This is a genomic window from Agrobacterium sp. SORGH_AS 787 (assembly GCF_030819035.1).
GTDB classification, from domain to species: domain Bacteria; phylum Pseudomonadota; class Alphaproteobacteria; order Rhizobiales; family Rhizobiaceae; genus Agrobacterium; species Agrobacterium larrymoorei_B.
Genome location: NZ_JAUTBG010000002.1, coordinates 1,909,658 through 1,934,570, shown reverse-complemented (window position 1 = coordinate 1,934,570; position 24,913 = coordinate 1,909,658). Strand labels below are relative to the sequence as shown.

At 57.7% G+C, this 24,913-nt stretch carries 24 protein-coding genes and 1 pseudogene; 14 read left to right on the top strand and 11 right to left on the bottom strand.

Annotated features, from left to right (window positions below; genetic code table 11):
• The first annotated feature begins 60 nt into the window (after positions 1-60).
• The 8 genes from QE435_RS18570 (at position 61) to amn (ending at position 5,163) form a co-directional block, all read left to right on the top strand.
• On the top strand, positions 61-1,218 hold the full coding sequence (locus QE435_RS18570; protein ID WP_349042273.1) for an alpha/beta hydrolase-fold protein: 1,158 nt from the start codon (positions 61-63) through the stop codon (positions 1,216-1,218).
• A 283-nt stretch (positions 1,219-1,501) separates the two neighbouring features.
• A complete protein-coding gene (locus tag QE435_RS18565) occupies positions 1,502-1,711 on the top strand; it encodes a cold-shock protein (RefSeq protein ID WP_062425694.1) in 210 nt (69 codons plus the stop codon).
• A gap of 112 nt (positions 1,712-1,823) precedes the next feature.
• Positions 1,824-2,111, top strand: coding sequence for a hypothetical protein (locus tag QE435_RS18560; RefSeq protein ID WP_306931865.1), 288 nt, complete (start codon positions 1,824-1,826; stop codon positions 2,109-2,111).
• Positions 2,112-2,140: 29 nt separating this feature from the next.
• On the top strand, positions 2,141-2,377 hold the full coding sequence (gene rpsU, locus QE435_RS18555; RefSeq protein WP_306931863.1) for a 30S ribosomal protein S21: 237 nt from the start codon (positions 2,141-2,143) through the stop codon (positions 2,375-2,377).
• A 128-nt stretch (positions 2,378-2,505) separates the two neighbouring features.
• On the top strand, positions 2,506-2,727 hold the full coding sequence (locus QE435_RS18550) for a hypothetical protein (RefSeq protein WP_306931862.1): 222 nt from the start codon (positions 2,506-2,508) through the stop codon (positions 2,725-2,727).
• Positions 2,728-3,229: 502 nt separating this feature from the next.
• Positions 3,230-3,400: a hypothetical protein gene (locus QE435_RS18545; RefSeq protein ID WP_306931861.1), complete on the top strand. Its 171-nt coding sequence runs from the start codon at positions 3,230-3,232 to the stop codon at positions 3,398-3,400.
• Between the two features lie 8 nt (positions 3,401-3,408).
• Positions 3,409-3,582, top strand: coding sequence for a hypothetical protein (locus QE435_RS18540; protein WP_349042272.1), 174 nt, complete (start codon positions 3,409-3,411; stop codon positions 3,580-3,582).
• A 75-nt stretch (positions 3,583-3,657) separates the two neighbouring features.
• Entirely contained in the window at positions 3,658-5,163 is a 1,506-nt protein-coding gene (gene amn, locus QE435_RS18535) for an AMP nucleosidase (protein WP_306931858.1), read from the top strand.
• 15 nt (positions 5,164-5,178) lie between these two features.
• On the opposite strand, the gene QE435_RS18530 is transcribed toward amn, so the two are convergent.
• A complete protein-coding gene (locus tag QE435_RS18530) occupies positions 5,179-6,069 on the bottom strand; it encodes a lysylphosphatidylglycerol synthase domain-containing protein (protein WP_349042906.1) in 891 nt (296 codons plus the stop codon).
• 150 nt (positions 6,070-6,219) lie between these two features.
• Between QE435_RS18530 and QE435_RS18525 the strand changes: the two genes are divergently transcribed.
• Both QE435_RS18525 and QE435_RS18520 read left to right on the top strand, forming a co-directional pair.
• Positions 6,220-7,230: a glycosyltransferase family 2 protein gene (locus tag QE435_RS18525; RefSeq protein ID WP_306931857.1), complete on the top strand. Its 1,011-nt coding sequence runs from the start codon at positions 6,220-6,222 to the stop codon at positions 7,228-7,230.
• Positions 7,231-7,234: 4 nt separating this feature from the next.
• Positions 7,235-8,728, top strand: coding sequence for a glycosyltransferase family 39 protein (locus tag QE435_RS18520; RefSeq protein WP_349042271.1), 1,494 nt, complete (start codon positions 7,235-7,237; stop codon positions 8,726-8,728).
• Here the strand turns inward: QE435_RS18520 and QE435_RS18515 are convergent.
• The 3 genes from QE435_RS18515 to QE435_RS18505 all read right to left on the bottom strand — a co-directional run bounded on the left by QE435_RS18515 (position 8,725) and on the right by QE435_RS18505 (position 11,741).
• Positions 8,725-9,195, bottom strand: a complete 471-nt coding sequence (locus tag QE435_RS18515; protein WP_349042270.1) for an OsmC family protein — start codon at positions 9,193-9,195, stop codon at positions 8,725-8,727. The two genes, QE435_RS18520 and QE435_RS18515, sit on opposite strands and share 4 nt — an antisense overlap.
• Positions 9,196-9,197: 2 nt before the next feature.
• On the bottom strand, positions 9,198-10,568 hold the full coding sequence (locus QE435_RS18510) for an aspartate aminotransferase family protein (protein ID WP_349042269.1): 1,371 nt from the start codon (positions 10,566-10,568) through the stop codon (positions 9,198-9,200).
• A 249-nt stretch (positions 10,569-10,817) separates the two neighbouring features.
• On the bottom strand, positions 10,818-11,741 hold the full coding sequence (locus QE435_RS18505) for a diacylglycerol kinase family protein (RefSeq protein ID WP_349042268.1): 924 nt from the start codon (positions 11,739-11,741) through the stop codon (positions 10,818-10,820).
• A 255-nt stretch (positions 11,742-11,996) separates the two neighbouring features.
• Between QE435_RS18505 and QE435_RS18500 the strand changes: the two genes are divergently transcribed.
• The gene (locus QE435_RS18500; protein ID WP_349042267.1) at positions 11,997-13,244 is read left to right on the top strand and encodes an MFS transporter; all 1,248 of its coding nucleotides are present in this window, start codon (positions 11,997-11,999) and stop codon (positions 13,242-13,244) included.
• A gap of 92 nt (positions 13,245-13,336) precedes the next feature.
• Positions 13,337-14,091 (top strand): IS5 family transposase gene (locus tag QE435_RS18495; RefSeq protein ID WP_349042266.1). Its coding sequence is split into 2 segments (ribosomal slippage): positions 13,337-13,667 and positions 13,667-14,091, totalling 756 coding nucleotides; the frame shifts between segments, so codons are not numbered across the junction.
• Positions 14,092-14,204: 113 nt separating this feature from the next.
• Here QE435_RS18495 and QE435_RS18490 read toward each other — a convergent pair.
• On the bottom strand, positions 14,205-17,210 hold the full coding sequence (locus QE435_RS18490) for an autotransporter domain-containing protein (protein WP_349042265.1): 3,006 nt from the start codon (positions 17,208-17,210) through the stop codon (positions 14,205-14,207).
• Positions 17,211-17,717: 507 nt separating this feature from the next.
• On the opposite strand from QE435_RS18490, the gene mgtE reads away from it, so the two are divergent.
• Together mgtE and QE435_RS18480 are read left to right on the top strand one after the other, a co-directional pair.
• Positions 17,718-19,091, top strand: a complete 1,374-nt coding sequence (mgtE, locus tag QE435_RS18485; protein ID WP_306931843.1) for a magnesium transporter — start codon at positions 17,718-17,720, stop codon at positions 19,089-19,091.
• A 111-nt stretch (positions 19,092-19,202) separates the two neighbouring features.
• Positions 19,203-19,655 (top strand): GNAT family N-acetyltransferase, encoded by a 453-nt coding sequence (locus QE435_RS18480; RefSeq protein ID WP_349042264.1) that lies wholly within the window; start codon positions 19,203-19,205, stop codon positions 19,653-19,655.
• A 13-nt stretch (positions 19,656-19,668) separates the two neighbouring features.
• Here QE435_RS18480 and QE435_RS18475 read toward each other — a convergent pair whose 3' ends face one another.
• The 6 genes and pseudogenes from QE435_RS18475 to QE435_RS18450 form a co-directional block, all read right to left on the bottom strand.
• The gene (locus tag QE435_RS18475) at positions 19,669-20,577 is read right to left on the bottom strand and encodes a homocysteine S-methyltransferase family protein (RefSeq protein WP_349042263.1); all 909 of its coding nucleotides are present in this window, start codon (positions 20,575-20,577) and stop codon (positions 19,669-19,671) included.
• A 44-nt stretch (positions 20,578-20,621) separates the two neighbouring features.
• A pseudogene (locus QE435_RS18470) lies at positions 20,622-21,312 on the bottom strand (ABC transporter permease).
• A 9-nt stretch (positions 21,313-21,321) separates the two neighbouring features.
• Positions 21,322-22,044, bottom strand: coding sequence for an ABC transporter permease (locus tag QE435_RS18465; RefSeq protein WP_349042262.1), 723 nt, complete (start codon positions 22,042-22,044; stop codon positions 21,322-21,324).
• 18 nt (positions 22,045-22,062) lie between these two features.
• Entirely contained in the window at positions 22,063-22,836 is a 774-nt protein-coding gene (locus QE435_RS18460) for a transporter substrate-binding domain-containing protein (protein WP_349042261.1), read from the bottom strand.
• A 21-nt stretch (positions 22,837-22,857) separates the two neighbouring features.
• A complete protein-coding gene (locus tag QE435_RS18455) occupies positions 22,858-23,637 on the bottom strand; it encodes an ATP-binding cassette domain-containing protein (RefSeq protein ID WP_349042260.1) in 780 nt (259 codons plus the stop codon).
• Positions 23,638-23,822: 185 nt separating this feature from the next.
• Complete coding sequence (locus tag QE435_RS18450; RefSeq protein WP_306931830.1) at positions 23,823-24,659, bottom strand: undecaprenyl-diphosphate phosphatase; 837 nt, start codon at positions 24,657-24,659, stop codon at positions 23,823-23,825.
• Positions 24,660-24,913 lie beyond the last annotated feature (254 nt).

Sequence of the window (24,913 nt, the reverse complement as noted above, 5' to 3'; positions counted from 1 at the left end):
AACTCTTGAGGTTCATCTGCCAGTCTCCATCCGGGGGTATTTGAACTGGAGGAGCCTGAGTTGCGTTTATTTCTGCCCTATATTCTTGTTGCCACTTGCATCATGAGCGGACCTGCCATGGCAATCGATCCACCTGCGGCACCACCTGCCAGCCGTCCATTGAATGAATTCGTCACCGCAGTCGAACAGGATGGGTCCATCACCTTCCGCCTGTTTGCGCCGTCGGCGAAAACAGTGTCTGTCGTGCTCGGCTCTCGCGCCCCGATGGAATTGACGAAGGCCGAGAACGGTCTGTGGAGCGTGAAGACCGAGGCGCTAAAGCCTAACCTCTATGAGTACTACTTCAACATCGATGGCTTCCGCAGCATCGACACCGGCACGAATATGCCCAAGCCGCAGCGGCAGGTGAACACCAGCCTCGTTCTCGTGCCGGGGAGCATTCTCGATATCCGCAATGTGCCGCATGGCGAGTTGCGGCGGGTGACGATCCCATCAAAGGCATTGAAGTCACAGCGCCAGACCTATGTCTACACCCCGCCCGGCTATAGCGATGCGAGCGAGCCTCTGCCTGTCCTCTATCTCTATCATGGCTTTGGCGACACGGTGGACTCGTGGGTGACACAGGGTCGCGCGCCGCAAATTCTCGACAATCTGTTGGCAGAGAAAAAGATCGAGCCGATGGTCGTCGTCATCCCAGATACCGAGGCCGATATCCCGGAGGCGATCGCGGAAAACTTCCCGGCCGCCGACCGGCGTAAGAGCTTCTACCCCATCAATGCGGATGCCATCGACCGGGAACTGGTGGGAGACCTCATTCCTTATATGAAGGCGCATTACCGCGTGCGAGACGATGCGGACGGGCGCGCCATCGTCGGCCTCTCGCAAGGTGGTTATCAAGCGCTCGTTTCCGGTTTAACCCACCTCGGCACATTTGGCTGGATCGCGGACTTCAGTGGAGTCTCCACCACCACGGTGCCCAACAAGGCAGTTGAAGCTGCGCTCAACACGCCGGAGAAGATCAACGAGAGCCTGCGCAACTTCACCGTCACCGTTGGCACGGAAGATCAGGTGACGGGCAAGGACATAGCCGGGCTGAAAACGATCCTCGACGACAAGAAGATCAAACACGAATATGTGGAATATAAGGGCCTTGGCCACGAGATGGATGTCTGGCGTCCGTCGTTCGAGGCTTTCCTGCAGAAGGTTTTCAAGCAGTAGAGTGGCGTAACATCACCAGCCGTCCCGACGTTTATTTTGCCGGGCGGCTGGGGCAGACATCGCGGCGTGCGAATTGCCATGCAAAAAGGGTGAGAGACGGTTTCTCGCGCTAATTTCCATTCCGTCCTTGCAAAACCGAAAATTGAGCCTATATTGAACTTATCGACCATTGCTTGTGACGTCGGTCCAGAGCCTAGCTCCCGTCGGATTTCCTCTCAAAACATCGATCTAATCCCGCAAGGTATTTCGGGACAAACAACGATTGCTACGAAAGGAAATCGTTATGAACACTGGTACTGTAAAGTGGTTCAACGCCACCAAGGGCTTCGGCTTCATTCAGCCTGACAACGGCAGCACGGACGTTTTCGTTCACATCTCCGCTGTTGAACGTGCGGGCATGCGCTCGCTCGTCGACGGTCAGAAGATCAGCTTCGACATTGTCCAGGACCGCAAGTCCGGCAAGAACTCCGCTGACAATCTTCAGGCGGCATAAATTGTCTCTCGCTGACGCTGACCACGGATGTACTGGCAGCAGACGCTGAGTGACTGAAGAAAGGTCGGGCCTATCGCTCGGCCTTTTGTCTTTGTGGCTTGGGAGAATCCTGATGCCAAAAATGTCATACAAGACCGGCAATGTTATCGTCTTGAAGTCCAGAACGAATGGCGATCCTACGTCTCAGCAGAGCGCCCGGATTATCGCGGCAATGCCGGAAACAACACAGGGAAGCAGACGTTACCGTATCCGACTCGACGGCGAAAACTTTGATCGCACGGTCAGTCAGGACGATATCGATCTTGCGGCAACGGCGAAGCAAAAGCCGGATACCGCAGCGACCAAAGTCTCCAAACCGGGCGGCTGGATCAACCACGATCTGGTACGAACAAGAAAATAGCGGCGTCACGCCGAGTCAGGAAAAAGCCTTTGCAAGTCCTCGTCAGAGATAACAATGTCGAACAAGCGCTTCGCGTGCTGAAGAAGAAGATGCAGCGCGAAGGCCTGCTACGCGAGATGCGTGCGCGCCAGTCTTACGAGAAGCCTTCGGAAAAACGCGTTCGCGAACAGGCCGAAGCCGTGCGTCGCCACCGAAAGCTTGCGAAGAAGAAGATGCAGCGTGAAGGCCTTCTGCCTGCGCCTAAGAAAGCCGTCCGCACCCGCTGACAGCAAAGCATCGATCCGAAAGTCGATCTCGATTTTCAGAAAACCACGATGCGCAGATTGAACAGTTGGAGCGTCTTTTGTGCGTCTAGAGAGACGCACGACGCTCTACGAAATGAAAGGGTTTCAACATGACCGCTACGAAAGATGAATTCTTCAAACCCGGCAAACTGACCCCTCAGCAAAAAGCCTCCGCAACCAACGATGCTGTTTCTCAAATCCTGGCTGCGGAGACCGCACAACGCCTGAAAAAGACAGAGCGCCTGCGTGAAGCCCGTCTGGCGCGCGAAGCCGAGACCGTGATCGTACCGCCACCTGCGCCGGCGAAGAAGAAAGTCAAAGCTCGGGCGTGAGATCCGAAATGACAGGATCGAGAGACGGCTTACGCCGACACTTGTTCGTCATGCAGTAGGCGCCATCATCTGGCGCCTTTTTTGTCGCCGCGAGGAGCTCATAACTCGGCCCATGGCGACAGCCTTGACGTTGGATTATTGCGTCCTCCCCGCCACACCTTGCATCTGCGTTCCGCTGCTGCCGTTCGGCAAGTGGACGCCTTGATCTCGTGACATTCAGCCTCGTCCCAAGGCCACCTCAATTAACGCTCGTAACCCCCGAAGCCGTAGCGGGCGTGAAATCCATGCGTATGCTGGTTCGGTGAAAGTACGCCCTTGGCAATGGTAGGCGTGCCTTGTCCGCCAGTTACAAATGCTCGGCGCGCTGCCCAGCTCGTCGTTACAACCAATCCTGTTAACGTCCCTGAACCCCACATGAACCCACCTCTCAGGGTTGGTTCAGTCCAACTGTGGCAGTGTCGTGTCCAGAGTAAGGGACATGGCAACAACACGGGGAATGGACATGGCAATCTTGATACGTCGCTTCAGCATCATCGTTCTTCTGATGGCTATTTTCGCCATGTCGTTTGCCGCTCTGGTGGTCAGCCCCAACCGCAGCTTTCAGCGCATCAGCGTCGGCGCTGCCTACACCTGCCAGCATGGCTTTTCGCCCAGCTGCCACGTTACGTTGTGAGGTTGACAATGAACAGAAACATCTCGAACGCGCTGCTCTCCGGACTTCGGATGTTCACCATGGCATCGGTCTTTCTGGGTCCATTCGCCGGACTCGCCATTTACAAAGCCGATCCAAGGCCAGTTTCCAAAGGTGCTGGCTTCGTGCTCCTGATGAGCTTGCAGCGCGGCGCCATCGGTTGAGCGGTTTTGACGGCTTTTTCAAAACACACATATTTCTGTCGCTTGCCTGTCGAACTAGGCTCCCTATAATGGGCCATGACAATAGCAAAGCACACGATTCCGCCCCTCGCCTTCATAACGCCAGAGCCTTTCGCGCCGCAGACTTTCGATGATCCGAAACAGGCCGTGGAAGCGCTGACAGCGCTCTATGAGCGCAACACCGACTTTCTTATCAAATCCTTTACCGATCTCGCCAAGGGCGCACCCATCGAGGGTCGCTACCGGGCGTGCTATCCGCAGGTCAGCATCGAGACGTCAACATTCGGACATGTCGATTCCCGCCTCTCCTATGGCCATGTGACCTCGCCCGGCGTCTATACGACCACGATTACCCGGCCACAGCTTTTCCGCCATTACCTCAAGGAACAGCTTGGACTTCTGATCAAGAATCATGGCGTTCACGTCACTGTCTCCGAATCGGCGACGCCCATTCCGTTGCACTTCGCCTTTGGCGAAGGCGCCTATGTGGAAGCGTCTGCCGCCTCATCGCTTTCGGATGTGCCGCTTCGCGATCTCTTCGATACGCCGGATCTGAACAACACCGACGATCTAATCGCCAACGGCGAATACGATCAGGTACCGGGTGAGCCGGCGCCGCTTGCGCCCTTCACTGCCCAACGCATCGATTACTCGCTGGCGCGGTTAAGCCACTATACGGCGACAAGCCCCAACCACTTCCAGAACTTCGTGCTCTTCACCAACTACCAGTTCTATATCGATGAGTTTGCCGCATGGGCGCGCAAGCTGATGGCAGACGGCGGCGATGGCTACACCGCCTTCGTAGAGCCCGGCAATATCATCACCCATGCAGGATCGGATCGGCCTGAGACGGATACGACGCTTGGACGTCTGCCGCAGATGCCCGCTTACCATCTGAAGAAGAAGGGGCATGCGGGTATAACGCTCGTCAATATTGGCGTCGGCCCTTCCAATGCCAAGACGATCACCGATCACATCGCCGTGCTGCGTCCGCATGCGTGGCTGATGGTCGGCCATTGTGCGGGTCTTCGAAACAGCCAGCGTCTCGGCGACTATGTGCTGGCCCATGCTTACGTGCGTGAAGACCATGTTCTCGATGACGATCTGCCAGTGTGGGTGCCCATCCCCGCGCTCGCCGAAGTGCAGCTTGCGCTGGAAGGCGCGGTGGCGGAAGTCACCGGCTATGAAGGCTTCGAGCTGAAGCGCATCATGCGCACCGGCACGGTCGCCACCATCGACAATCGAAACTGGGAACTGCGCGACCAGGCGGGCCCGGTGAAGCGTCTATCGCAATCGCGCGCCATCGCGCTCGATATGGAGTCGGCGACCATCGCCGCGAACGGCTTCCGCTTCCGTGTGCCCTACGGCACTCTCCTCTGCGTCTCCGACAAGCCTTTGCATGGCGAGTTGAAGCTTCCGGGCATGGCGACGGAATTCTATCGCACCCAGGTGGCGCAGCATCTTCAGATTGGTATTCGCGCCGTCCAGAAGCTTGCGGCCATGCCCACTGAGACACTGCATTCGCGCAAGCTCAGAAGCTTCTACGAGACCGCGTTCCAGTAAGTCTCTCTTCTGGCGCTACTTTTGTGTTGGCACGAAAAGCGCCAGAGCCGTCCCAATCAACGATGACAGGATGACCAGCAGGTGAAGGTTGACGGCTGCCTGGCCGAGTGCCGATAGCGCCCGCTCTCCCGCCGATGCGCCGAAGCCGACCGCTCCTGCCATAATGCCTGCCGGATAGGTGCCAACGCCGCCTGGTGCGTGAACCGGGAGCACGGATGAGAGTTCACCACCGAGCGCTCCACCGAAGCCTGCTGGAAGACTGATTCCTCCCATCAGCGTCAATATCCAGGCCAGCACGGCGATCTTGACGAACCAGTTGATCAGAGTTGCGCCCCAGGCTCGCATAAATGCGTTGCCGTCTACCGGCAGCCCTGCCCTCACCTCTTCGATTATTCGAGCGAGTTTGGTGGACGACCGTCGCCTCACGAGCCCGAAGACCAAGTCGCGCGCTACAAACCCCAAGGCTGGCAGAAGCAGAAATATGAGCCAGCCGACCCAGACCCATAGGCTCTCTTCTTCCAGCGCCAAACCCACCCCGGCTGCCGCCAGAAGTGCGTGCAAATCGAAGAGTCGCATGACAAGAAGAGCCGAGGTACCGCGGAGAAGATTGACGCCGAATTCTCGTTTCATCAGAAGCGGAAAGCTGGTCTCCCCACTTCGAAACGGCAGCATGATGTTGAGAATGTTATGCAGTTGGACCACGCGAAAAAGCGTGGCGAAGCGGCCTGTCGTTTCGCGTGGGAAGTAGTCGTAAATGCGCCAGGTGCGCAGTACGTAGGTGGCGACGAGAAGCGACAGTGCAAGGACAATCGTTCCCCAGCCGGCATGGGACCAAAGGTTGATGACCGTGCCCCAACCCCAGACCCATTGGATGAAGGCGGCGTAGGCGATGGCGACAACCACCATGCCGAGCGTCAATGCGTTGCTTGCAAGCAACGCCCCCGGTTTCATCCTGTGTGAATTGTCTTTCAAGTGATGGCCTAACTGGACAATTGGCGGAACGACGCCTATCCCGCAAAAGAGCATATTAAGAATGTCTTAACCGGGGAAGCCTTCGTGCCCACAACGACAGCCCTTCGAAGCGAGATCCCGACAAACACTGCGCCGGAACTATCGCTTGTCGTGCCGATTTTCAATGAACAAGAAAGCGTCTGTCCTCTGATAGAGCGCGTTATCGACGCGATGACAAGCTTTCCTGGCACTTGGGAATTGATTCTGGTGGATGACGGAAGCACGGATGCGACGATCGTCAATGCCAGATCCTATCTTGGTCGCGATGGGCTCGATCTCAAGATTGTCGCGCTTCAGCGCAATTTCGGCCAGACGGCAGCGATGCAAGCGGGCATCGACACGGCCAGGGGGCGCTTGATCGCCACCCTCGACGGCGATCTGCAGAACGATCCCAAAGACATTCCGATGCTGGTGGCGGAACTCGAGAGACGCGAGCTCGATCTTCTTGTCGGATGGCGCAAGAACCGCCAGGATGGTTTGATGCTGCGCAAAATTCCGTCGTGGATTGCCAATCGGCTCATCGGTCGCATCACCGGTGTCCGTCTGCATGATTATGGCTGCAGCCTGAAAATCTATCGCACCTCGGTCATCAAACAGGTCAAGCTGATGGGCGAGATGCATCGCTTCATCCCGGCCTGGGTGGCGGGCGTGGTCCCGAGCAGCCGGATTGGTGAAATGGAGGTGACGCATCATGCGCGCCAGTTCGGCACGTCCAAATACGGCATCTCGCGCACTTTCCGCGTGATCCTCGATCTGCTGTCGGTCATGTTCTTCATGCGCTACAAAGCGCGGCCCGGGCATTTCTTTGGGTCCCTCGGCCTTGGGCTCGGTGCGCTCGCCACCGTCATCATGGCCTATCTCTTCGTCGATAAGTTCATCCTTGGGAATGATATCGGCACACGTCCGATGCTGATGGTAGCGGTGGTTCTGTCGCTCTCTTCCTTGCAGTTCATCACCACGGGGATCCTGGCGGAAATGATCGCCCGTCTCTATTACCGAGACGACCGGACGCCGAACTACATCGTCAGCAAAACCTTCACCTCCGACGAGACATGACACGATGCGCAAGGGTTTCTCCCGCAATCTCGATTTAACGCTGATCCTGATTGCAGGATATTTCCTCCTCGCATTCGTCGTTCGCATTGTCCGCTCGTCAGCGCTCGAAATCGATGAAACCCAACAGGCCCTTCTGTCTCAGCATCTGTTGCTCGGATACGGCTCCCAACCCTTCCTTTACACGTGGCTGCAGCATGGCGTGAATGTGCTCGTCGGTCCATCGATCGCCTCGCTGAGCCTGCTCAAGAATGGACTGCTTTTCCTCTGTTGTCTTTTTGTCTGGCTCACGGCCAGGCTGATGCTTCGCGACAAAACGCTCGCCAATATTGCGACGCTCGGCGTACTGACGATGCCGACCGTTTTCGTTATGGCACAGCGGGATTTGACCCACACGGTTCTGGCGCTGTCTTCCGTCGCCTTGTTTGCCTACGCGCTTTTCATGACACTTAAGACGCCCAGCGTTGCCGGATATTTACTCACCGGGATCGCCATCGGCATCGGGGCAATTGCCAAATACAACTTTGTTCTCGTTCCCCTGGCTGCTGTCTTTGCTATTGCTCTGGACAAGGATCTGCGTCAGCGTCTCATCGACTGGCGCATGGTTTTAACCATCGGCGCAGCCATTGCGCTTGCCCTACCGCACTGTCTCTGGGTGGTGAATCATTTCGATCTCGCCACCACACAGACAGCACGAGAAATGCGGGACGTCACTGATAGCACGACGCTCTATGCTCTCGATGGATCGCTCGATCTCCTGGTTGCATTCCTGAAGGCCATCGCTTTGCCGACGGCGATCTGTTCCGCTCTCTTTTTCCGCGACATCAAGGTCATCATGCGGGCGAGCGACCAGTCTACACGCCTCGTCGGGCGCATCATTCTTTTCTCAATGGTCTTTGTGCTGCTGCTCGTCTTCGCAATGGGCATCACCCATATGCGGCAGAAATGGCTTGCTGTTTACGTGCTGCTCTGGCCGCTTTATCTCTGTCTGAAAGTGCAGGCTGCAGGCTTGTCGGGCGAACGGAAGCTCAACCCGATGCTGACCTCCACCTTCACGCTCGCCATCGGCTTCCTGGGGGTTCTCCTTACACGCGGGCTGATCTCGCCCCATTTCGAGCGATACTCGCTCGTCCACATTCCCTATAAGGGCTTTGCTGAGACACTTCGTCATAATGGCCCGTTCAAACCGGACTACGTCATTGCTTTTGGTGGGCTCGCGGGTGGAAACCTGAAAATCCAGTTTCCCGATGCGATGGTCGTGACGACGGACACCGATATCGAGACGATCCCGGCACTCTGGCCGGCCGGCGCGGTTATCCTACTGGTGGATACGAAGGACGACGGGGAGTCGCCTGAGGATTTTCAGGACGCGATCGCCTCGCTTGCTCAGCGAGTCTCACTTCCCGCACCGACGGATGTCCGTCACGTCAACGTACCCTATGGCGCCTCGGGTCGTAGCCATAGATTTTATTATTCACTCGCGACTGCCCAGGCGAATTAAAGCGTTTTGATCGTTGGCTCCACCCGGATCGGGAAATTCACCGAGTTAGCGATGAAACATTTTTCATGTGCGTCGTCGTGGAGTTCTCGTGCGGTCTGCGGATCTCCCTTTGCGAGGGTGATCAAAGGCTTCAGGATAACCTCGGTGAAATGACCCGCACCGTCGCGCTTCAACACCATGGTGCCTTCCGGCTCATCCACATAGTCGCTGACCACTACGCCTGAGACCGCACAGAAATGCAGGTACCAGAGCTTGTGACATGCAGAGATGGAGGCAAGCAGCAACTCCTCCGGATTCCAGCGTGCCGGATCGCCGCGGAAGGCCGGATCGGACGAGCCGGCAATCTCCGGCTTGTCATCTGCCGAGATGACATGATCGCGGTCATATTCCCTATAACCGGATGTGCCGGTGCCGCGATTGCCCGTCCATGTGACCTTGAGGGTGTAATGATGCTCGTGATCGGCCATCGTCAAACTTTCATGGTGTCGCGCAGGTGGTCCAATCCCTTGCGCAGTGTTTCAATAATCTGATCCACCTCGCCGTGGGTGATGGTTAGAGCGGGAGACGCCAGCATGCGATCGCCCGTGGCGCGCATCACCAGTCCATTTTCCAGGCAATGATTGCGGACGATGACACCAACGTCGTCCGGCTTGTCGAAACGTTTGCGCGTTGCCTTGTTCGCTGTCAGTTGCAAGCCGCCCATCAGGCCGACATTGGCCGCCTCGCCCACGACCTCGTGGTCCAGCAGGCTCTGCCAACCTCCCGTGAAATATGGGCCTATATCATCCCGCACCCGTTCGACCAGTCCTTCCGCCTCGATAATGCGGAGATTTTCGAGAGCCGCCGCAGCGCAGACCGGATGACCGGAATAGGTGAAGCCATGGTTGAAATCGCCAACCTGCGTCAGCATCACCTCGGCCACGCGGTCCGATACCAGCACGCCGCCAATCGGCAGATAGCCGGATGACAGGCCCTTGGCGATCGGTGCCAGATCAGGCTCGTAACCGAAATGCTGGTAGCCGAACCAGGAGCCCAGTCGCCCGAAGCCGCAGATCACCTCATCGGAGACCAGCAGAATATTGCGTGCCTTACAGATGCGGGCGATTTCCGGCCAATAGGTTTCCGGTGGGACGATAACGCCACCTGCGCCCTGTATGGGCTCGGCAACGAAGGCAGCCACATTCTCCTCGCCCAGTTCGTCGATCTTGGCGTCCAGCTCACGCGCAACCTTGAGGCCGAATTCTGCAGGTGAGAGATCGCCGCCTTCTGCGTACCAATAGGGCTGGCCGATATGGGCGACGCCTTCGATCGGCAGATTGCCCTGTTCGTGCATCCACGTCATACCGCCAAGCGAAGCACCTGCCACAGTAGAGCCATGATAGCCGTTGCGCCGCGCAATCACCTTGGTCTTTGTTGTGTGGCCGAGCGCCTTCCAATAGACCCGCGCCATCCGAAACCACGTGTCTGTGGCTTCTGAACCGGAATTGGTGAAGAACACATGGTTCATCGTCGGCCCGGCATGGGAGGCGATCTTTTGCGCCAGGAGAGTCGCGGGCGGCGTGGTGGTACCGAAAAAGGCATTGTAATAGGGCAGCTCGTTCATCTGCTGCGCCACGGCTTCGGCGATCTCCCTGCGACCGTATCCGATGTTGACGCACCAGAGGCCAGCAAAGGCATCAAGATATTTCTTGCCGGTGCTGTCATAGATGAAGACACCCTCCGCACGCTCGATGATGCGGGTACCGGTCGCATTCAACTTTCCCATGTCTGAAAAGGGATGAAGATGATGTGCAGCGTCGATGGCGGCGAGGTTGGAGACTGGTCTCGATAAATCGTTCACGCCTTGTATGCTCCTTGATCTGCTGACGGGAAGCATGGCCGCTGGCTGTTAAATTTGCAAGCGATGGCTACAGTATCGGTCCGAAAATCAAAATCGATTTTCAGACAAAGATTTTTACATTCAATGATTTAGAATATGTCGCGCACAAGTGTTAAGCGGTTTTGCGCGACATGCGACAAGCCAAAGAACCAAAGATGACGGAGCGATTCTGAGAGATCGCGACACGTTTTAGAGTGTCCTTTATGCGCCCTAGAGTCTGGATAACACGTTGGTGGAATCCTTGGCGACAATGACCTTCAGTTCCCCGGCGTGGATTTTGAGCTCCACATCGCGCTTCATCGGCAGCAGTTCGCCGTCGATGACGCAGCGGACATCATGACGCCTCCTGGGAAAATGCAGTTCGACATTTTCGACTGCCATCGACGTGACCGCTGCGTTTTCCTTCAGCCTGCCGCGCAGAATATCGACCGCGAGCCGCGCCACGCCGGAAGGGCTCAAGGCGTCTGCCACATAGAACCCCAGGCGGCCGCGGGTAACATCATCCGCCACCAGCAGAGGGTTGGGGCCAAACTCATTATTGGAGGCGGAGATGGCGCAAACCCGACGGTGCTGGGTCTCACCTGCAACGGTGAATTCCACGTCGAACACAGGCGGATTGAGCACGACGCTGAGTGCTGCGCGAATGTTGGCCCGCATTTTACCAAGCCTCGACGCATATTGCATACGGTCACGATAGCGCACCATGCGGGCATGGAGACCGGCTGAGAACTGGTGCACGAAGGGATGACCGTTGGCGCTGGCAATATCGACATTCTGGACTTGACCTTGGGCCAAGGTATCGACTGCCTGCCAGATATCGAGCGGAAGTTTCAGCGATCGCGCAAACAGATTCATGGTCCCTGCCGGCACAACGCCGAGCGCAATGCCGTGCTTCCAGGCGATGCCTGCCGCAGCAGAAATCGTACCGTCACCACCGCCTGCAATCAGGCCATCCAGTCCTGAATCATCGGCGGTGCGCTCCATTTCCTTGACGATGTCCTTGCCGGAAACCAAGCGGCATTCAATCTCGTGGCCGGCCTGTGAAAATACCGTCCTGGCATGGTCGCAATAAGCGTCCAGATCGGTGGTCCTGAACGTTCCGCCATCGCGGTTGAAGATCGCAACCAGCCTCATCTATCCATCCAGCTATTGTGCACGAAGCGCGACCTAAATCGTCTAGTGTCGAAAGGGTTCCATCGGCAGCTGGGACGATCCGGAATTCATCGAATCGACACTACCGCGACGCGTATAAACATGATACAAACAACATAAGGTCATTTTGGTGGCCAACATCTCCAGTCAGGGCAGATCGACAATGTCGATCTTGCCCTTTTTTCTTCGTGAACGTCCCTTTTCCATAGGAAGCGTTCCGTCGCAGCCGGGAACCCCATGAGCCAAAGCTGTCCACGCGAAAACCGTGCCGAAGCGGAAGACGTTGCCATCGCGCCCTCCACACAGACAGGTCTCTCGCCCATCTCTATCGCGCTCATCGAACTGGCGCTTGCCGCCGGCGGCTTCGGCATCGGCACTGGTGAATTCGCGATCATGGGCCTCTTGCCGGAGGTGGCAACGACCTATGGAGTTAGCGTCCCTGTCGCTGGCCACGTCATTACGGCCTATGCGCTCGGCGTTGTCATCGGCGCGCCGATCATCGCGGTTCTTGCCGCGCGTCTGACACGCCGTGTGCTTCTCCTTTCGCTGATGGGCCTGTTTGCTGCCGGCAATATCTTAAGCGCCCTTGCACCGGACTTTTGGACATTCACCGCTCTGCGCTTCATCTCCGGATTGCCGCACGGCGCCTATTTTGGCGTTGCCGCCCTCGTCGCAGCGTCCATGGCGCCGATCCACAAGCGTACTCGTGCCGTCGGTCGCGTCATGCTGGGTCTGACCATCGCAACGCTTCTTGGCACGCCGCTCGCCACCTTCTTCGGCCAGTTGTTCTCCTGGCGGGCAGCCTTCTTGATGGTGGGCGGTATTGCACTGCTGACTGTAGCACTTCTGTGGATGTTCCAGCCCCGTGACAAGGTGCAGGAAGGTGCCAGCGTGCGGCGAGAACTCGGCGCCTTCCGCCGCGTTCAGGTCTGGTTGTCGCTGGCTATCGCTGCGGTGGGCTTTGGTGGCATGTTCGCAGTCTTCAGCTACATTGCCAAGACCACGACGGATGTGGCCATGATGCCGGTCTCCACCGTGCCAATCGTACTGGCGCTTTTCGGCATCGGCATGAATGTCGGGAATGTCGTCGGCTCACGCCTTGCAGACCTCTCTTTGAACGGCACCATTGGCGGCATGCTGGCCTTCAATGTCGTCCTCATGACGATCTTCGGGCTGACGGCGCACAATCCCTATATGCTGTGTCTGTGCGTTTTCCTGATCGGTTGCGGTTTCGCGGCCTGTCCCGCTGTCCAGACCCGTTTGATGGATGTGGCAGCCGATGCGCAGACGCTCGCTGCTGCCTCCAACCACTCAGCCTTCAACATTGCCAATGCACTTGGGGCCTGGCTCGGCGGTTTGGTCATCGCTCTCGGTTACGGCTACGCATCGACCGGATATGTCGGCGCGATCCTCTCCTTTGCGGGATTACTGGTCTTCATCGTTGCGATTGTTTTGGAGCGACAGGAAAAAGTGCGAAGCATCTAGGAATCAAGTGTCCTAGGGTCGAAACCCAATCAAATTGTTGATGAGATTGGCTATCTATGATTCACTGCCTGTAGAAGCAGGAGTGTTTGACCATGGCGGGCGAATTTTGGCTTGATGACGAACAGTGGGCAGTGATTTCGCCGCTGCTTCCGACCAACCAACCCGGCGCTCATCGTACTGACGATCGCCGTGTTATCAGCGGCATCATCCACGTCCTGCGATCCGGTTGCCGCTGGCAGGATTGTCCATCCTGCTACGGGCCTTCGACAACGATCTATAATCGCTTCCATCGCTGGTCTGCAAAAGGGATATGGCGGCGACTGTTTGAGTCTCTGGTGCAAACGACCGATCGCGACATCCATATGATCGATAGCACCACCGCAAAGGCACACCGTTCTGCCGCTGGTGGAAAAGGGGGGCGGATGCCGAAGCAATTGGTCGATCGAGAGGCGGCAGATCGACAAAAGTCCATGCTGTTGTCGATGGTTGTGGCCGTCCAGTCGCGTTGCGAATAACGCCTGGGCAACGTGGTGATGCACCCATTGCCATCCCGCTCCTTGATCCCCTGCCTCCGACACGTCTGTGCGCCGCAGATACGGCTTACGACAGCGACGCCTTACGCAGCTTCCTGACAGCACGCGGCACGCAACCAGTCATCCCAAACAATCCAACCCGAAAGAGGATCAGACCGTTCGACCCGGTCGCCTACCGAAGACGGAATATAATCGAGCGGAAATTCTGCCGTCTCAAGGACTGGAGACGTGTCGCGACGCGATACGACAAGCTCATGATAAACTTCGAGGCAACGTGCTACATTGCAGCGATCGTCACATGGTGGATCAATTGAGTCTGGAGCCTATAGCGTGTCGCGATCTTTCAGATTCGCTCCCTACGCTCTAAGCCCTTGTTTCGTCGCATGTCGTGATCGCAAAACCGCTGCATACTTTTGCGCGACATGCTTTAGAAATTGACCGTAAGGTTGGCGAGCGCAGCGTTCGAGCTGAAGCCCTCCGCAAAGTCGCCGCTGTAGCTCACCATCAAACGCGCCGATTTCGACAGATGGACGGTAACACCGGCTTTCACCACCATCGTATCCTGCGGGGCTGCGATCCCTTCCAGCATGAAGGGACTGCCACCATCGAACCGCGCCACCGCGAAAGATGCCGTCTCACCAAAATTGTGGCACCAACCGATCATGCCAGACAGAAGTATCGGGACTTCGCCCATTTCCAGATCGGTCGAAAAGCGCAGGCCCAAAGTGGAGATGGTCGTATCGAAAGATTTGTCCTCGATGGCGAGGGCTGCCGCTCCTCCATCTTCCCGGATCGCGCCACCGTCAACGGCCGTGTACGCCAGACCCGCAAAGGGCTGCAAACGAAGGTTATCCAGCTCGAACCTCCAGCCCAAATCAGCAAACACCTGAGACGTGGCGCGGGTATAATCCGCCGTCAGCACATCGGAAAATGTACCAAAGGCGACGTTTCTGCGCGTGGTGATCTCGTTTCGAGTATAGATGGCGCCGCCGGTGAAACTGAACGGCTCCAGCTCAGCATGCGTGTATAGTCCAAAGTGGTAGGCCTGGACCTCTGCCCCGGCGGCAGCGTCAAGCGTGCTGTAGCCAAGAACACCGCCAAGGCGCCAGTCGTCTACAATCGGCAGGTCTCCACCAACCAGCGTTCCGGCTCTGCTTATCTCGAGGCCACCCGCCATGGCATTGCCAGCAAAAGTCTCTTTAGAGACAAGGCCCGTCGCCCATATGCTGCCTCCCGCCACCTCGCCTTCGCTTGTGACGCGGTTGGTCTTGTCGAGGATCGCCTCGCGAAGCAATGTATTGTCCGAGATGAGAGCAGATTTGAGCGAAGGATGGATCTCACCGTTGAGCTGGGCAAAGGCACTCTGCGCAGTCTGGATATTCAGGGGCAGGACGGCCTGAAACAGTGGGTTCGATGACCCCGCAGCTTCAATGGCGCCCGCTGCCGCGCGGTCGTTGGACGTGCGCGCAACATCCGCAAAGCGAACCGCGTTGCGGTCGAGTTGAAGATCGACGAATGTCGTTCCATAAATGAGCGTCGGCGATAGAAACGCGAAGTCGCTGGTGACACCATCAAACGTGCCGTCGACCACGCCAGCGGTCAAAATTTCGTAGCGTGTTGAAAGACCGTAAGTGCCGCTTGCTGCGCGCAAATCGACCACGCCGCCTTCAAGGCGTGCCGTGCCGGAGACATCGAGACGATCAGACCGTCCGGTGGAATCGATATCGACGTCATAGACTGCCCCTCTCCGAAAGGTCGCATCTCCGCTAATCGTCATCGTCGCGATGCCGGGTCCTGGGGCCAGCACGCCGCCTGCACCCACCACAAGACCGCCCGATACGCCGACACCGCTCAAGAGGCCTCCGTCGAAGATATCGACGGTGCCGGTGATCGTACCATCGTTTCTGACTTCACCACCTGTGATGGCAGCTTCGCCAGTGATCGTCCCCGTGTTGGTAAAGCGCCCCGACGTGTTGGTCAGAGACGCGACGGTGCCGTCATTCGTCGCCGTTCCTTCGTTTACGACAGCATCCGTCGTCGCGCCGAGATTGTTGATGAAGCTACCACCAACCCGGTTCTGCACATTGCCGAGCGTGTCATTATTGACCACGGTACCGCCGCTTACCGTCGTCGTCCCAGTAACCACTCCACCGGTATTGTTGGTGAAAAGCCCGGCCTGATTGTCGATTGAGGCGACCGTGCCATTATTGGTGGCCGCGCCGCGGTTGGTTATGGCGGAGGCAGAGGCCCCGGTGTTGTTAACAAAGGCGGCTGCGGCTGCGACGTCCACATCGGTCACCACAAAATTGTTGGTGACCGTTCCGCCTGCAACCGTGGTCGTGCCTGTGACCCTGCCGCCGGCGTTGTTGGTGGTCGTTCCTGCATCGTTTCGAAGCGAGGAGATCGTTCCGGCATTGGTAAAGTTGCCGGAGTTGCGAACATTGTCAGCCGTTGCGCCGGTATTGTTGGCAAAGGCCGCCGCCGCGGCGACATCAACATCCGTGACCACGAAGTTGTTGGTGACCGTTCCGCCAGAGATCGTCGTTCTGCCGGTGATCCTGCCGTCGACATCGTTGGTAAAGCTGCCAGCGTCGTTCTGAAGCGAGGCCACCGTTCCGGCGTTGACGACCGTTCCGGAATTGCGGACATTGCCAGCAGTCGCACCATTGTTGTTGGTGAAAGCCGCGGCGGCTGCGACGTCCACATCCGTCACCACGAAATTGTTGGTAACACTGCCGCCCGACACTGTCGTCTTGCCAAGAACTTCACCACCGGCATTGTTGGTAAAATTGCCGTCCGTATTTTGCATCGTTCCGATACGACCCGCATTCGATGCAGTACCGGCATTGTCCAAGGTAGAAAGTGTCGCGCCGCCATTGTTGGTGAAGGTCCCGCCTGCTTCTACTGAAGCGCCTGTCATCGTACCGTTGTTGGAAAGCGAGGTTCCGCTTTCAATGACGGCATCCCGAAGCGTACCATTCACAGTCACGCTGCCATTTTGCAGCGAAAGCCTGCCATCAAGCGTACCATCGATAGCAAGGCTGCCGCCGGTCAGATCGACATCCGATGTCAAAAGGCCGCCGGAATTGATGGTGATGCTGCCCGACGTCATCGTCGTTCCGTTGGTGACGGTCAAGGCGCCGGTATCGGTGACCGTGACGTTGCCCCCGCCAACGTCCAACCGATCGATCCTCTCGCCGGTCGACACTTGCGGCGAACCGGTATCGACGGTGGCCCTATCGGTTGCGGCAGGCGCGCGGGGCGTCCAGTTTGCGTCATTCTCGAACGCATTATCCCCCGCACCAGTCCAGACCGATTGCGCAGCCGATACCGTCGCCACCAGAGCGATGGGCGCAGTTGCGGCAAGCAAAGCTAAAAATCTGTGTGCTGTGAAGAGCGGGCGGCGAACCATGAACATACCGACAATCGTCACGTGGCATCATGCCAACGTTGTCGACCACCCTATCGCCGTTATGGTTAACCAACGCTTAAACCGGACGGGAGCGGAGCCGTATCTCGCTGTCGAAACAACATATATTAGCCGCCGCTTTCTATGTTGATTGAGGCACGATAAGCCAAGCAAGACGTCGCGATCTCTGGGGTGATTTCCGGTCGAAAAATGGCAGCCATCGGCGTCTTTCGGTGGAAGCGTAGGCTCCTGATGTCAGGAGAAAATCTGTTCTGCTTTGCGCGTCAATCAACCTTGCCAAAATTTCATCTTCGGACCGCTTGACTATGACGCAGTTCAGGCGCACCACACACGCCACGTGCAGGGGTTCAACGACCTTCTGGCACGGATATCCACGGAGCATCGTTTGATGTCTAGCGACAGTAGTAGTCGATTGCCTTTGCCGAGACCGGCGAGACGTGCTCTGATCTGACTCCTGTCGGCTCACCACGGACCGCCGCGATCGGCGGATCGACTCGAAGGTGAGCAATCATGAACTTTCACACCCTCTCCCAGAGAGCCAGCAAGGCCGCACGTCTTTTCCGCAGCGGTGATGCAGGTCTTTCCACCATTGCAGAACGTGTCGAGCAGCTGAACGCACTCGACGTCAACGAGGCCGTCGACGCTCTGCTGAAAATGCCGCAGCCAAAGGCCGTTGCCATTCTGGACCGTCCGGAATTGCACCACGCTGCCGATATCATCGCCGCTATTCCTCTGGAACAGGCCACTCGCTTCGTCAATCTCATGTCAGACGACCGCGTGGCGGACGTCATGGCCGAGATGGATGAGGCCCATCGCAACAAGCTCTTTTCGCGCCTTGACCGGGCAACGGCCGCTGCCATCCAGCATCTGATGACCTATCCGCCGCGCACTGCCGGCTCCATCATGACGACGGAGTTTGTCAGCGTGCCGGACAGCTGGACGGTGGAACAGACCCTTTCGCACATTCGCGTCGTCGAGCGTTCGCGTGAAACGGTCTATGCCATCTATGTGCTGGCCGAGGATGGCACCTTGAGCAAGGTCGTTACGTTGCGCCGCCTCGTGACCGCGGATCCGCAAGCATCGATCCTGTCCGCCGCATCGCAAGAAAGCGTCGTTTATGCCGATCCTCAAATGTCGCAGGAGGACGTCGCTCGTCTCATCCGCAAGCACGATCTGCTGGCCATTCCAGTCGTGGATGAGCATGCCCGCATTCTGGGCATCGTCACCGTCGATGACGTGATCGACACGATGATTGCCGATACCACCGAAGATGCACACAAGTTCGGCGGCATGGAAGCGCTCGGCAAGCCCTACATGTCCATGGGCTTCTTGGACATGATCCGCAAACGCGCCGGCTGGCTTTCCGCCCTCTTTCTCGGCGAAATGCTGACGGCGAGCGCCATGCAGCACTTCGAAGGAGAATTGGAAAAGGCCGTCGTCCTGACGCTCTTCATTCCACTGATCATGTCATCGGGCGGCAACTCGGGCTCACAGGCCACGTCCCTGATCATTCGTGCTCTGGCGCTCGGCGAGTTGAAGCTCTCCGACTGGTGGCGGGTGCTGCTGCGTGAACTGCCAAGCGGCCTGGCCCTTGGCGCGATCCTTGGTGCCATCGGCTTCCTGCGGCTGACCGTCTGGCAGCAGGCAGGCTTCTATGACTACGGCGAACACTGGCTGCTGGTCGGCTTCACCGTCTTTGCAGCGCTGGTCGGCATCGTCACTTTCGGCTCTATCTGTGGCTCGATGCTGCCTTTCCTGCTGCAGCGGCTGCGTCTGGACCCGGCTAGCGCTTCGGCTCCCTTTGTTGCGACGCTGGTGGATGTCAGCGGTCTGGTGATTTACTTCTCCGTCGCGCTCGTCATCCTTGGGGGAACATTGCTGTAAGCGCGCTATCAGCCCGGCCGTCTTATGCCGGCCGGGCTAAATCATTGTGCTGGCTTTTCAAATGCTTGTAGACTGGCTCTCGGTTTCTGATTCAGGAAGATGAGACGTCACATGCAGATATCCAACCTTCGGCACCTGCCATGCTTTGCCGATACGATCGCCCATCGCGGCTGGAACGCCTGGTGGACGGAAAGCGGCGTGCCGCTCGAAGATTATCGGGCACATCTCGATCCGATGTTGGGAGAGGATATCATCCCTTTTGCGCTCGTGGCGCATGAAGGCGAGACCTATATCGGCTCCGTGCTCGTCATCGACAACGATCTCGACGCGCGACCAAACTACGGGCCATGGATTGCGGCGCTCTGGGTCGACCCCGATTATCGCAACCACGGCGTCGCTGCTGCCTTAATCAAAGAGGCCCGCCAACACGTTGCGACACTTGGCCATGGCACATCCTATCTCTGCGCCACAGCCGACAAGCGGCCCTACTATCTGAAACAGGGCTTTACCCTGCTTGAAGAGGATGTCACCGGTCTCGACGTGTTTTCGATCGAGACACGATAGACATCACCGCAGTTTATCGCGCGCGGAGAGCCCCAACAACGGTGTGGATATGGGCCGCGCCAATGCCGCAGCATCCGCCGATCAGTGTCGCGCCGGCATCCGCCCATGTGCAGGCAAAGCGCGAGTAGACATCGTCGGTCAGATCGTCGCGCGTGCCATGCAGGCCCTCATTGGCCGCTGAGTCACCCTGCTCGCCTTCGAAGGCATTTGCATAGACGCCGATCTCCAGCGCCACACCCTTTTCGTGGAATGTGTTGGCAGCCGTCTCGACGGCGGCTTTCATCACCTCTGGCTTGCTGCAGTTGAACAGCAAGGCCGCAGCACCCGAACCGGCTGCCCATTCGGCAGCGGCACGCACGGTTTCGCCAGAGCGCAGCTTCGGCTCCGCGCCGTTCACTTGTGCCGGGTCGTCATCTAGCGTGAAGGAAATCCAGAAGGGCTTACCGGTCTCTGCGATCGCCTGACGGACAGCCTCGCCCTCGGCGATCAGGCTCAGTGTTTCACCAAGCCACACGTCGACGAAGGGTTCGAGATTTTCGACGAGCACGCCAAGATAATCCTGGACGCGCGACGCATCGAAATTCTGTGGCTCGTAAGAGCCAAAAATCGGCGGCAGCGATCCGGCCACTGTGACTTTTCGGCCAGACGCGTCTGCTGCTTCACGCGCCAAGTTTCCTGAGAGTGCGATCAGCGACGCGCCCTCTTTGCGAAAACGCTCTTCACCGATGTGGAAGGGCACAAGCGCGTAGGAGTTGGTGGTGACGACATCGGCACCGGCCTCGATGAATTCGGCATGGACCTGACGGACGATGTCCGGCGCGTCGATCAGGGCAAGTGCGGACCATTCCGGCTGTTTCAATTCGGCGCCCAGCCGTTGCAATTCGCGGCTCATGCCGCCGTCGAGAATGCGAATATCGCCCATGAAGAAACTCCTTTTATTCACCGCACCGAACAGGCGTTGCCCGCTCAGCGTCGTACTGGCACCTGCGCTTCGATGATGCCGAAGCAGCGGGCAATGACGGCTGTGAGAATGAGATAGAAAACGGTCACGACCAGAAGCGGCTCATAGACCAGAAGCGTGTCCTGACGAACCTTATAGGCCACTGCATAGAGGTCCATCACCGTAACCGTGAAGGCCAGAGGCGTGGCTTTCAGCTGCATCACCACTTCGCCGGCAATCGTCGGGAGCGCATTGCGAATGGCGCGCGGCAGCCAGATACGGCGGGCAAGTTTGAACGGGCTCATGCCAAAAGCCCGCGCCGCCTCAAGCTCGCCTTTGGGCACCCCGAGCAGCGCGCCGCGCAGCACTTCCGCCTCGTAAGCGGCGTAGTTCAACGTGAAGCTGACGGCGGCAAAGAAGAAGCCTTCCCTGAGGATTGGCCAGAGAAAGCTCTGCCGCAGGCCGGGGATCATCGGCAAGAAGGAGCCCGACACCGTAATAGAGAAGCCAGAGCTGGATCAGCAGGGGCGTCCCACGAAAGAAGGTGCAGTAGCCTCTCGCCAGAAGCCTTGTGATCCTTCCACCGCTGACCTGGGCAAAGGCGAGACCAATGGCCAGCATGAAGCCGAGGCTGACGGAAATGACCAGCAAGGCGATGGTCTGCCATGCTCCACTGAGGAGAAGCGGCCAGTATTTTTCGATCCAGGAAAAAGTCATGGCTCTACCTCACGCAAGCGACGGCTGACCACGGCGCACGCGCCGTTCGATCAGCCGGAAGAGAAAGTTGGAGACAAGCGTGATCGCCAGATAGATCAGCGCGGCGGCCATGAAGAACAGGAAGTAATGCTTGGTGCTGGCCCCGGCGAGACGGGTGGCAAGCGCCAGTTCCTGATAGCCGACGACGGCCACCAAGGCGCTGTCCTTCGTCACGGATAGCCAGAGGTTGGATAGGCCGGGCAAAGCGTTGGGCAGGAGACCGGGAAGGACAACACGGCGAAAGCGCAAGAAAGGCGACATGCCGAAGGCTTTCGCGGCTTCGATCTGCCCATTCGGGATCGACAGGATCGCGCCACGCAGCACCTCCGTCATGTAGGCGCCCTGCACGAAGCCGAGTACCGCGACTGCGGCGACGAAGCCATTGACTTCCAGCGGCGGCAGGCCCGCCATCTGCAACAGTCGGTTCAGGCCGTCCGTTCCTGCGTAATAGAGGCCGACGATGAGGATGAGTTCCGGCACGGAGCGGATCAACGTCGTGTAAAGATTGAGGATGACGCCGAGCGCCCGATTGTCAGAAAGCTTGCCGAGTGCCCCCGCCATGCCGATCACGATACCGATCAGATAGGCACCAGCAGAAATGGCAAGTGTCGCGGCCGCCCCGGACAGCAACGTGCCGCCCCATCCCGGAGGATAGGGAGACAAGAGCTGGATGATGCTGTCTGGAGCTGCCATCTGCGAGGAGAACCAGACTTACTTCGCGCCGTAGATATCGAAGCTGAAGTATTTCTTGGTGATCTCGTCATATTTGCCGCTGGCGCGGACGGCAGCGAGCGCAGCATTCAGCTTCTGCTTCAGTTCCTGATCGTCCTTGCGCACACCTCCCGAGACGCCGAGACCGAGGATTTCGGGATCGTCGGCAACATTGCCAGCGTCGGCGCAGCAATCTTTACCGGTTTCCGTCTTCAGGAAGTCGTCAAGCACCAGCGAGTCGCCGAAGACGTAGTCGATGCGGCCAGCGGCCAGATCCTGAAAGGCTTCGTCCAGTGTCTGATAGGTCTTCTCGTCGGCGACATCCTTGAAGTACTTGGCATAGTAAGCGGATTGGATGGTGGAGACCTGAATACCGATCGTCTTGCCCTTCACGTCGTCTGCCGTGGCGCCGGGCTTGCCGTCTTTCGCACCGATCAGCTTGCTTGGCGTATTGTAGTACTTGTTGGTGAAATCGATGACCTTCTGGCGTTCCGCCGTGTTGGACATGGACGACCAGATGACGTCGAACTTCTTGCTTTCAAGCGCCGGAATCAAACCATCCCAGGACAGAGCGACGATGGAGCATTTCTCCTTCATTTCCGCGCAGACGGCATCCATGAGATCGATTTCCCAGCCCTGCCACTTGCCGCTGGCATCCTGGGCGAAAAAGGGTGGGTAGCTCTCATTCATCACACCGAAGCGAACTTCAGCGCTGGCGGTGAAAGCCGACAACGCGAAGGCCGTACCGGCCAGCAGAGATGCAACAAACTTCATATCAAACTCCTATGAGACTGTTCAGTTGGCGAGCGCGCCGGTAAATTCCCGAGTCCGTGCGCTGCTGGGATTGTTAAAGATCTGCTGCGGAGAGCCCTCCTCCTCCACACGGCCTTGATGCAGGAACATGACGTGGCTCGACACATCGCGGGCAAAGCGCATTTCGTGGGTCACGAGCAGCATGGTGCGCCCCTCTTCCGCCAGATCACGGATCACCTTCAGGACCTCGCCGACCAGTTCCGGATCGAGCGCCGAAGTCGGCTCGTCTAACAACATCACGGCAGGCTCGACGCAAAGCGCACGAGCAATGGCGGCACGCTGCTGCTGCCCGCCGGAGAGGAACGCCGGATAGGCATCCTTCTTCTCATAGAGGCCAACTTTGTGTAGCAGGGCCTCTGCCTTTTCGACTGCTTCCGCGCGCCTGACGCCCATGACATGCACGGGCGCTTCGATGACATTTTCCAGAACCGTGCGATGAGCCCAGAGATTGAAGCTTTGGAACACCATGCCAAGCCCGGTGCGCAGGCGCTCTACCTGACGCCAGCTTTGCGGGACGGACTTGCCGTCGCGCCCGCGCTTGACCGCCACCTCTTCACCATTGACGCTTACCCGGCCGCTGTCCGGTATTTCCAGGAAGTTGATGCATCTCAGAAAGGTGCTCTTTCCCGAGCCGGAAGAACCGATAATGGAGATGACATCGCCCTTCTTCGCCGTCAGCGAAATGCCCTTCAGAACCTCGTGATCGCCGAAGCTCTTATGGATGTCCTCCACAGCAAGGGCGCAAGGAACGTCTGCGGTCATTATTCTTCCTGACAGTCTAGAAAGGCGTCACACCATCCTGAGCGGAGGTGATGTTGCAGCGGAGATAAACGCTCTCGCACCTTATCGAAAGGAAAATCATTCTACGCCAGACGAAAGACATAAAATTAACCCGGCACGGAAGGCCGTGCCGGGTAAAACTATCGGCTGATATCTCGCCGGAGGCGTCAGATCGGATTGATGACACCGCTGAAGAGCAAGCCAAGGAGCACAACACCAATAACGATGCGATACCAGACGAACGGCATGTAGCTCTTCGTCGAGACCAGCTTGAGGAAGACGACGATGACGGCATATCCGACAATGAAGGATATCAGCGTCGCCAAAGCCGTCTGGCCCCAGCCGACCGGGTTTTCCTGTCCGATGCTCTTGAAGAGTTGATAGAAGCCCGAACCAAAGACGGCTGGTACCGCCAGAAGGAAGGAGTAACGGGCAGCGGCTTCACGCGTGTAACCTAGCAGCAAGCCAGCGGTGATCGTGCCGCCGGAGCGGGACACGCCGGGGATCAGCGCCATTGCCTGGGCAAAGCCGAAGATAATGGCGTCACGCCAGATCAGCTTCTTGATCGGATACTTCTTTTTGCCGATGCGATCCGCAAAGCCCAGAATGATACCGAAAACAATTAGCATGACCGCGGTGATGTAAAGGTTGCGCAGCGAATGCTCGATAGCGTCCTTGAACAGAAGGCCGAGCAGCACGATGGGCACCGAACCGACGATGATCATCCAGCCGAGGCGAACATCTGCCGGGTCATATTGCCCGCCAAGCCGCAAATGATGACGAAGCCAGGCAAAGGCGATCCGCATGATATCGGACCAGAAATAGACGAGCACGGCCAGCTCCGTGCCAATCTGGATGATGGCGGTAAACGCCGCGCCCGGGTCTTCACCGGTACCCAAAAACTCGCCCGCGATTCTCAAATGTGCGCTGGAAGAAATTGGCAAAAATTCCGTAAGCCCTTGAATAAAGCCGAGGATCGCGGCTTCTATCCAACCAATACCCATGCTGGTCCGTCCCTGAACTGACAATCACTGCGCGCGAAATTATGAACCAATCCGGGCAGTTCGATGTTGCGGTGCAAAAAAATGTGAATGATGAAGAGCCGGCGAATGCCGCGGCAAATCCTTCCTCCCAATTTGCCGGAAAATCAAGAGCACGATCATCTCCAAAACAGGGCTAAGCGGGTGCAGCTAGGCCAGGGCTTAGTTCGCGAACTCTAAAATAATAGGTTCGCCAAAACACAATATCCTACCCAACA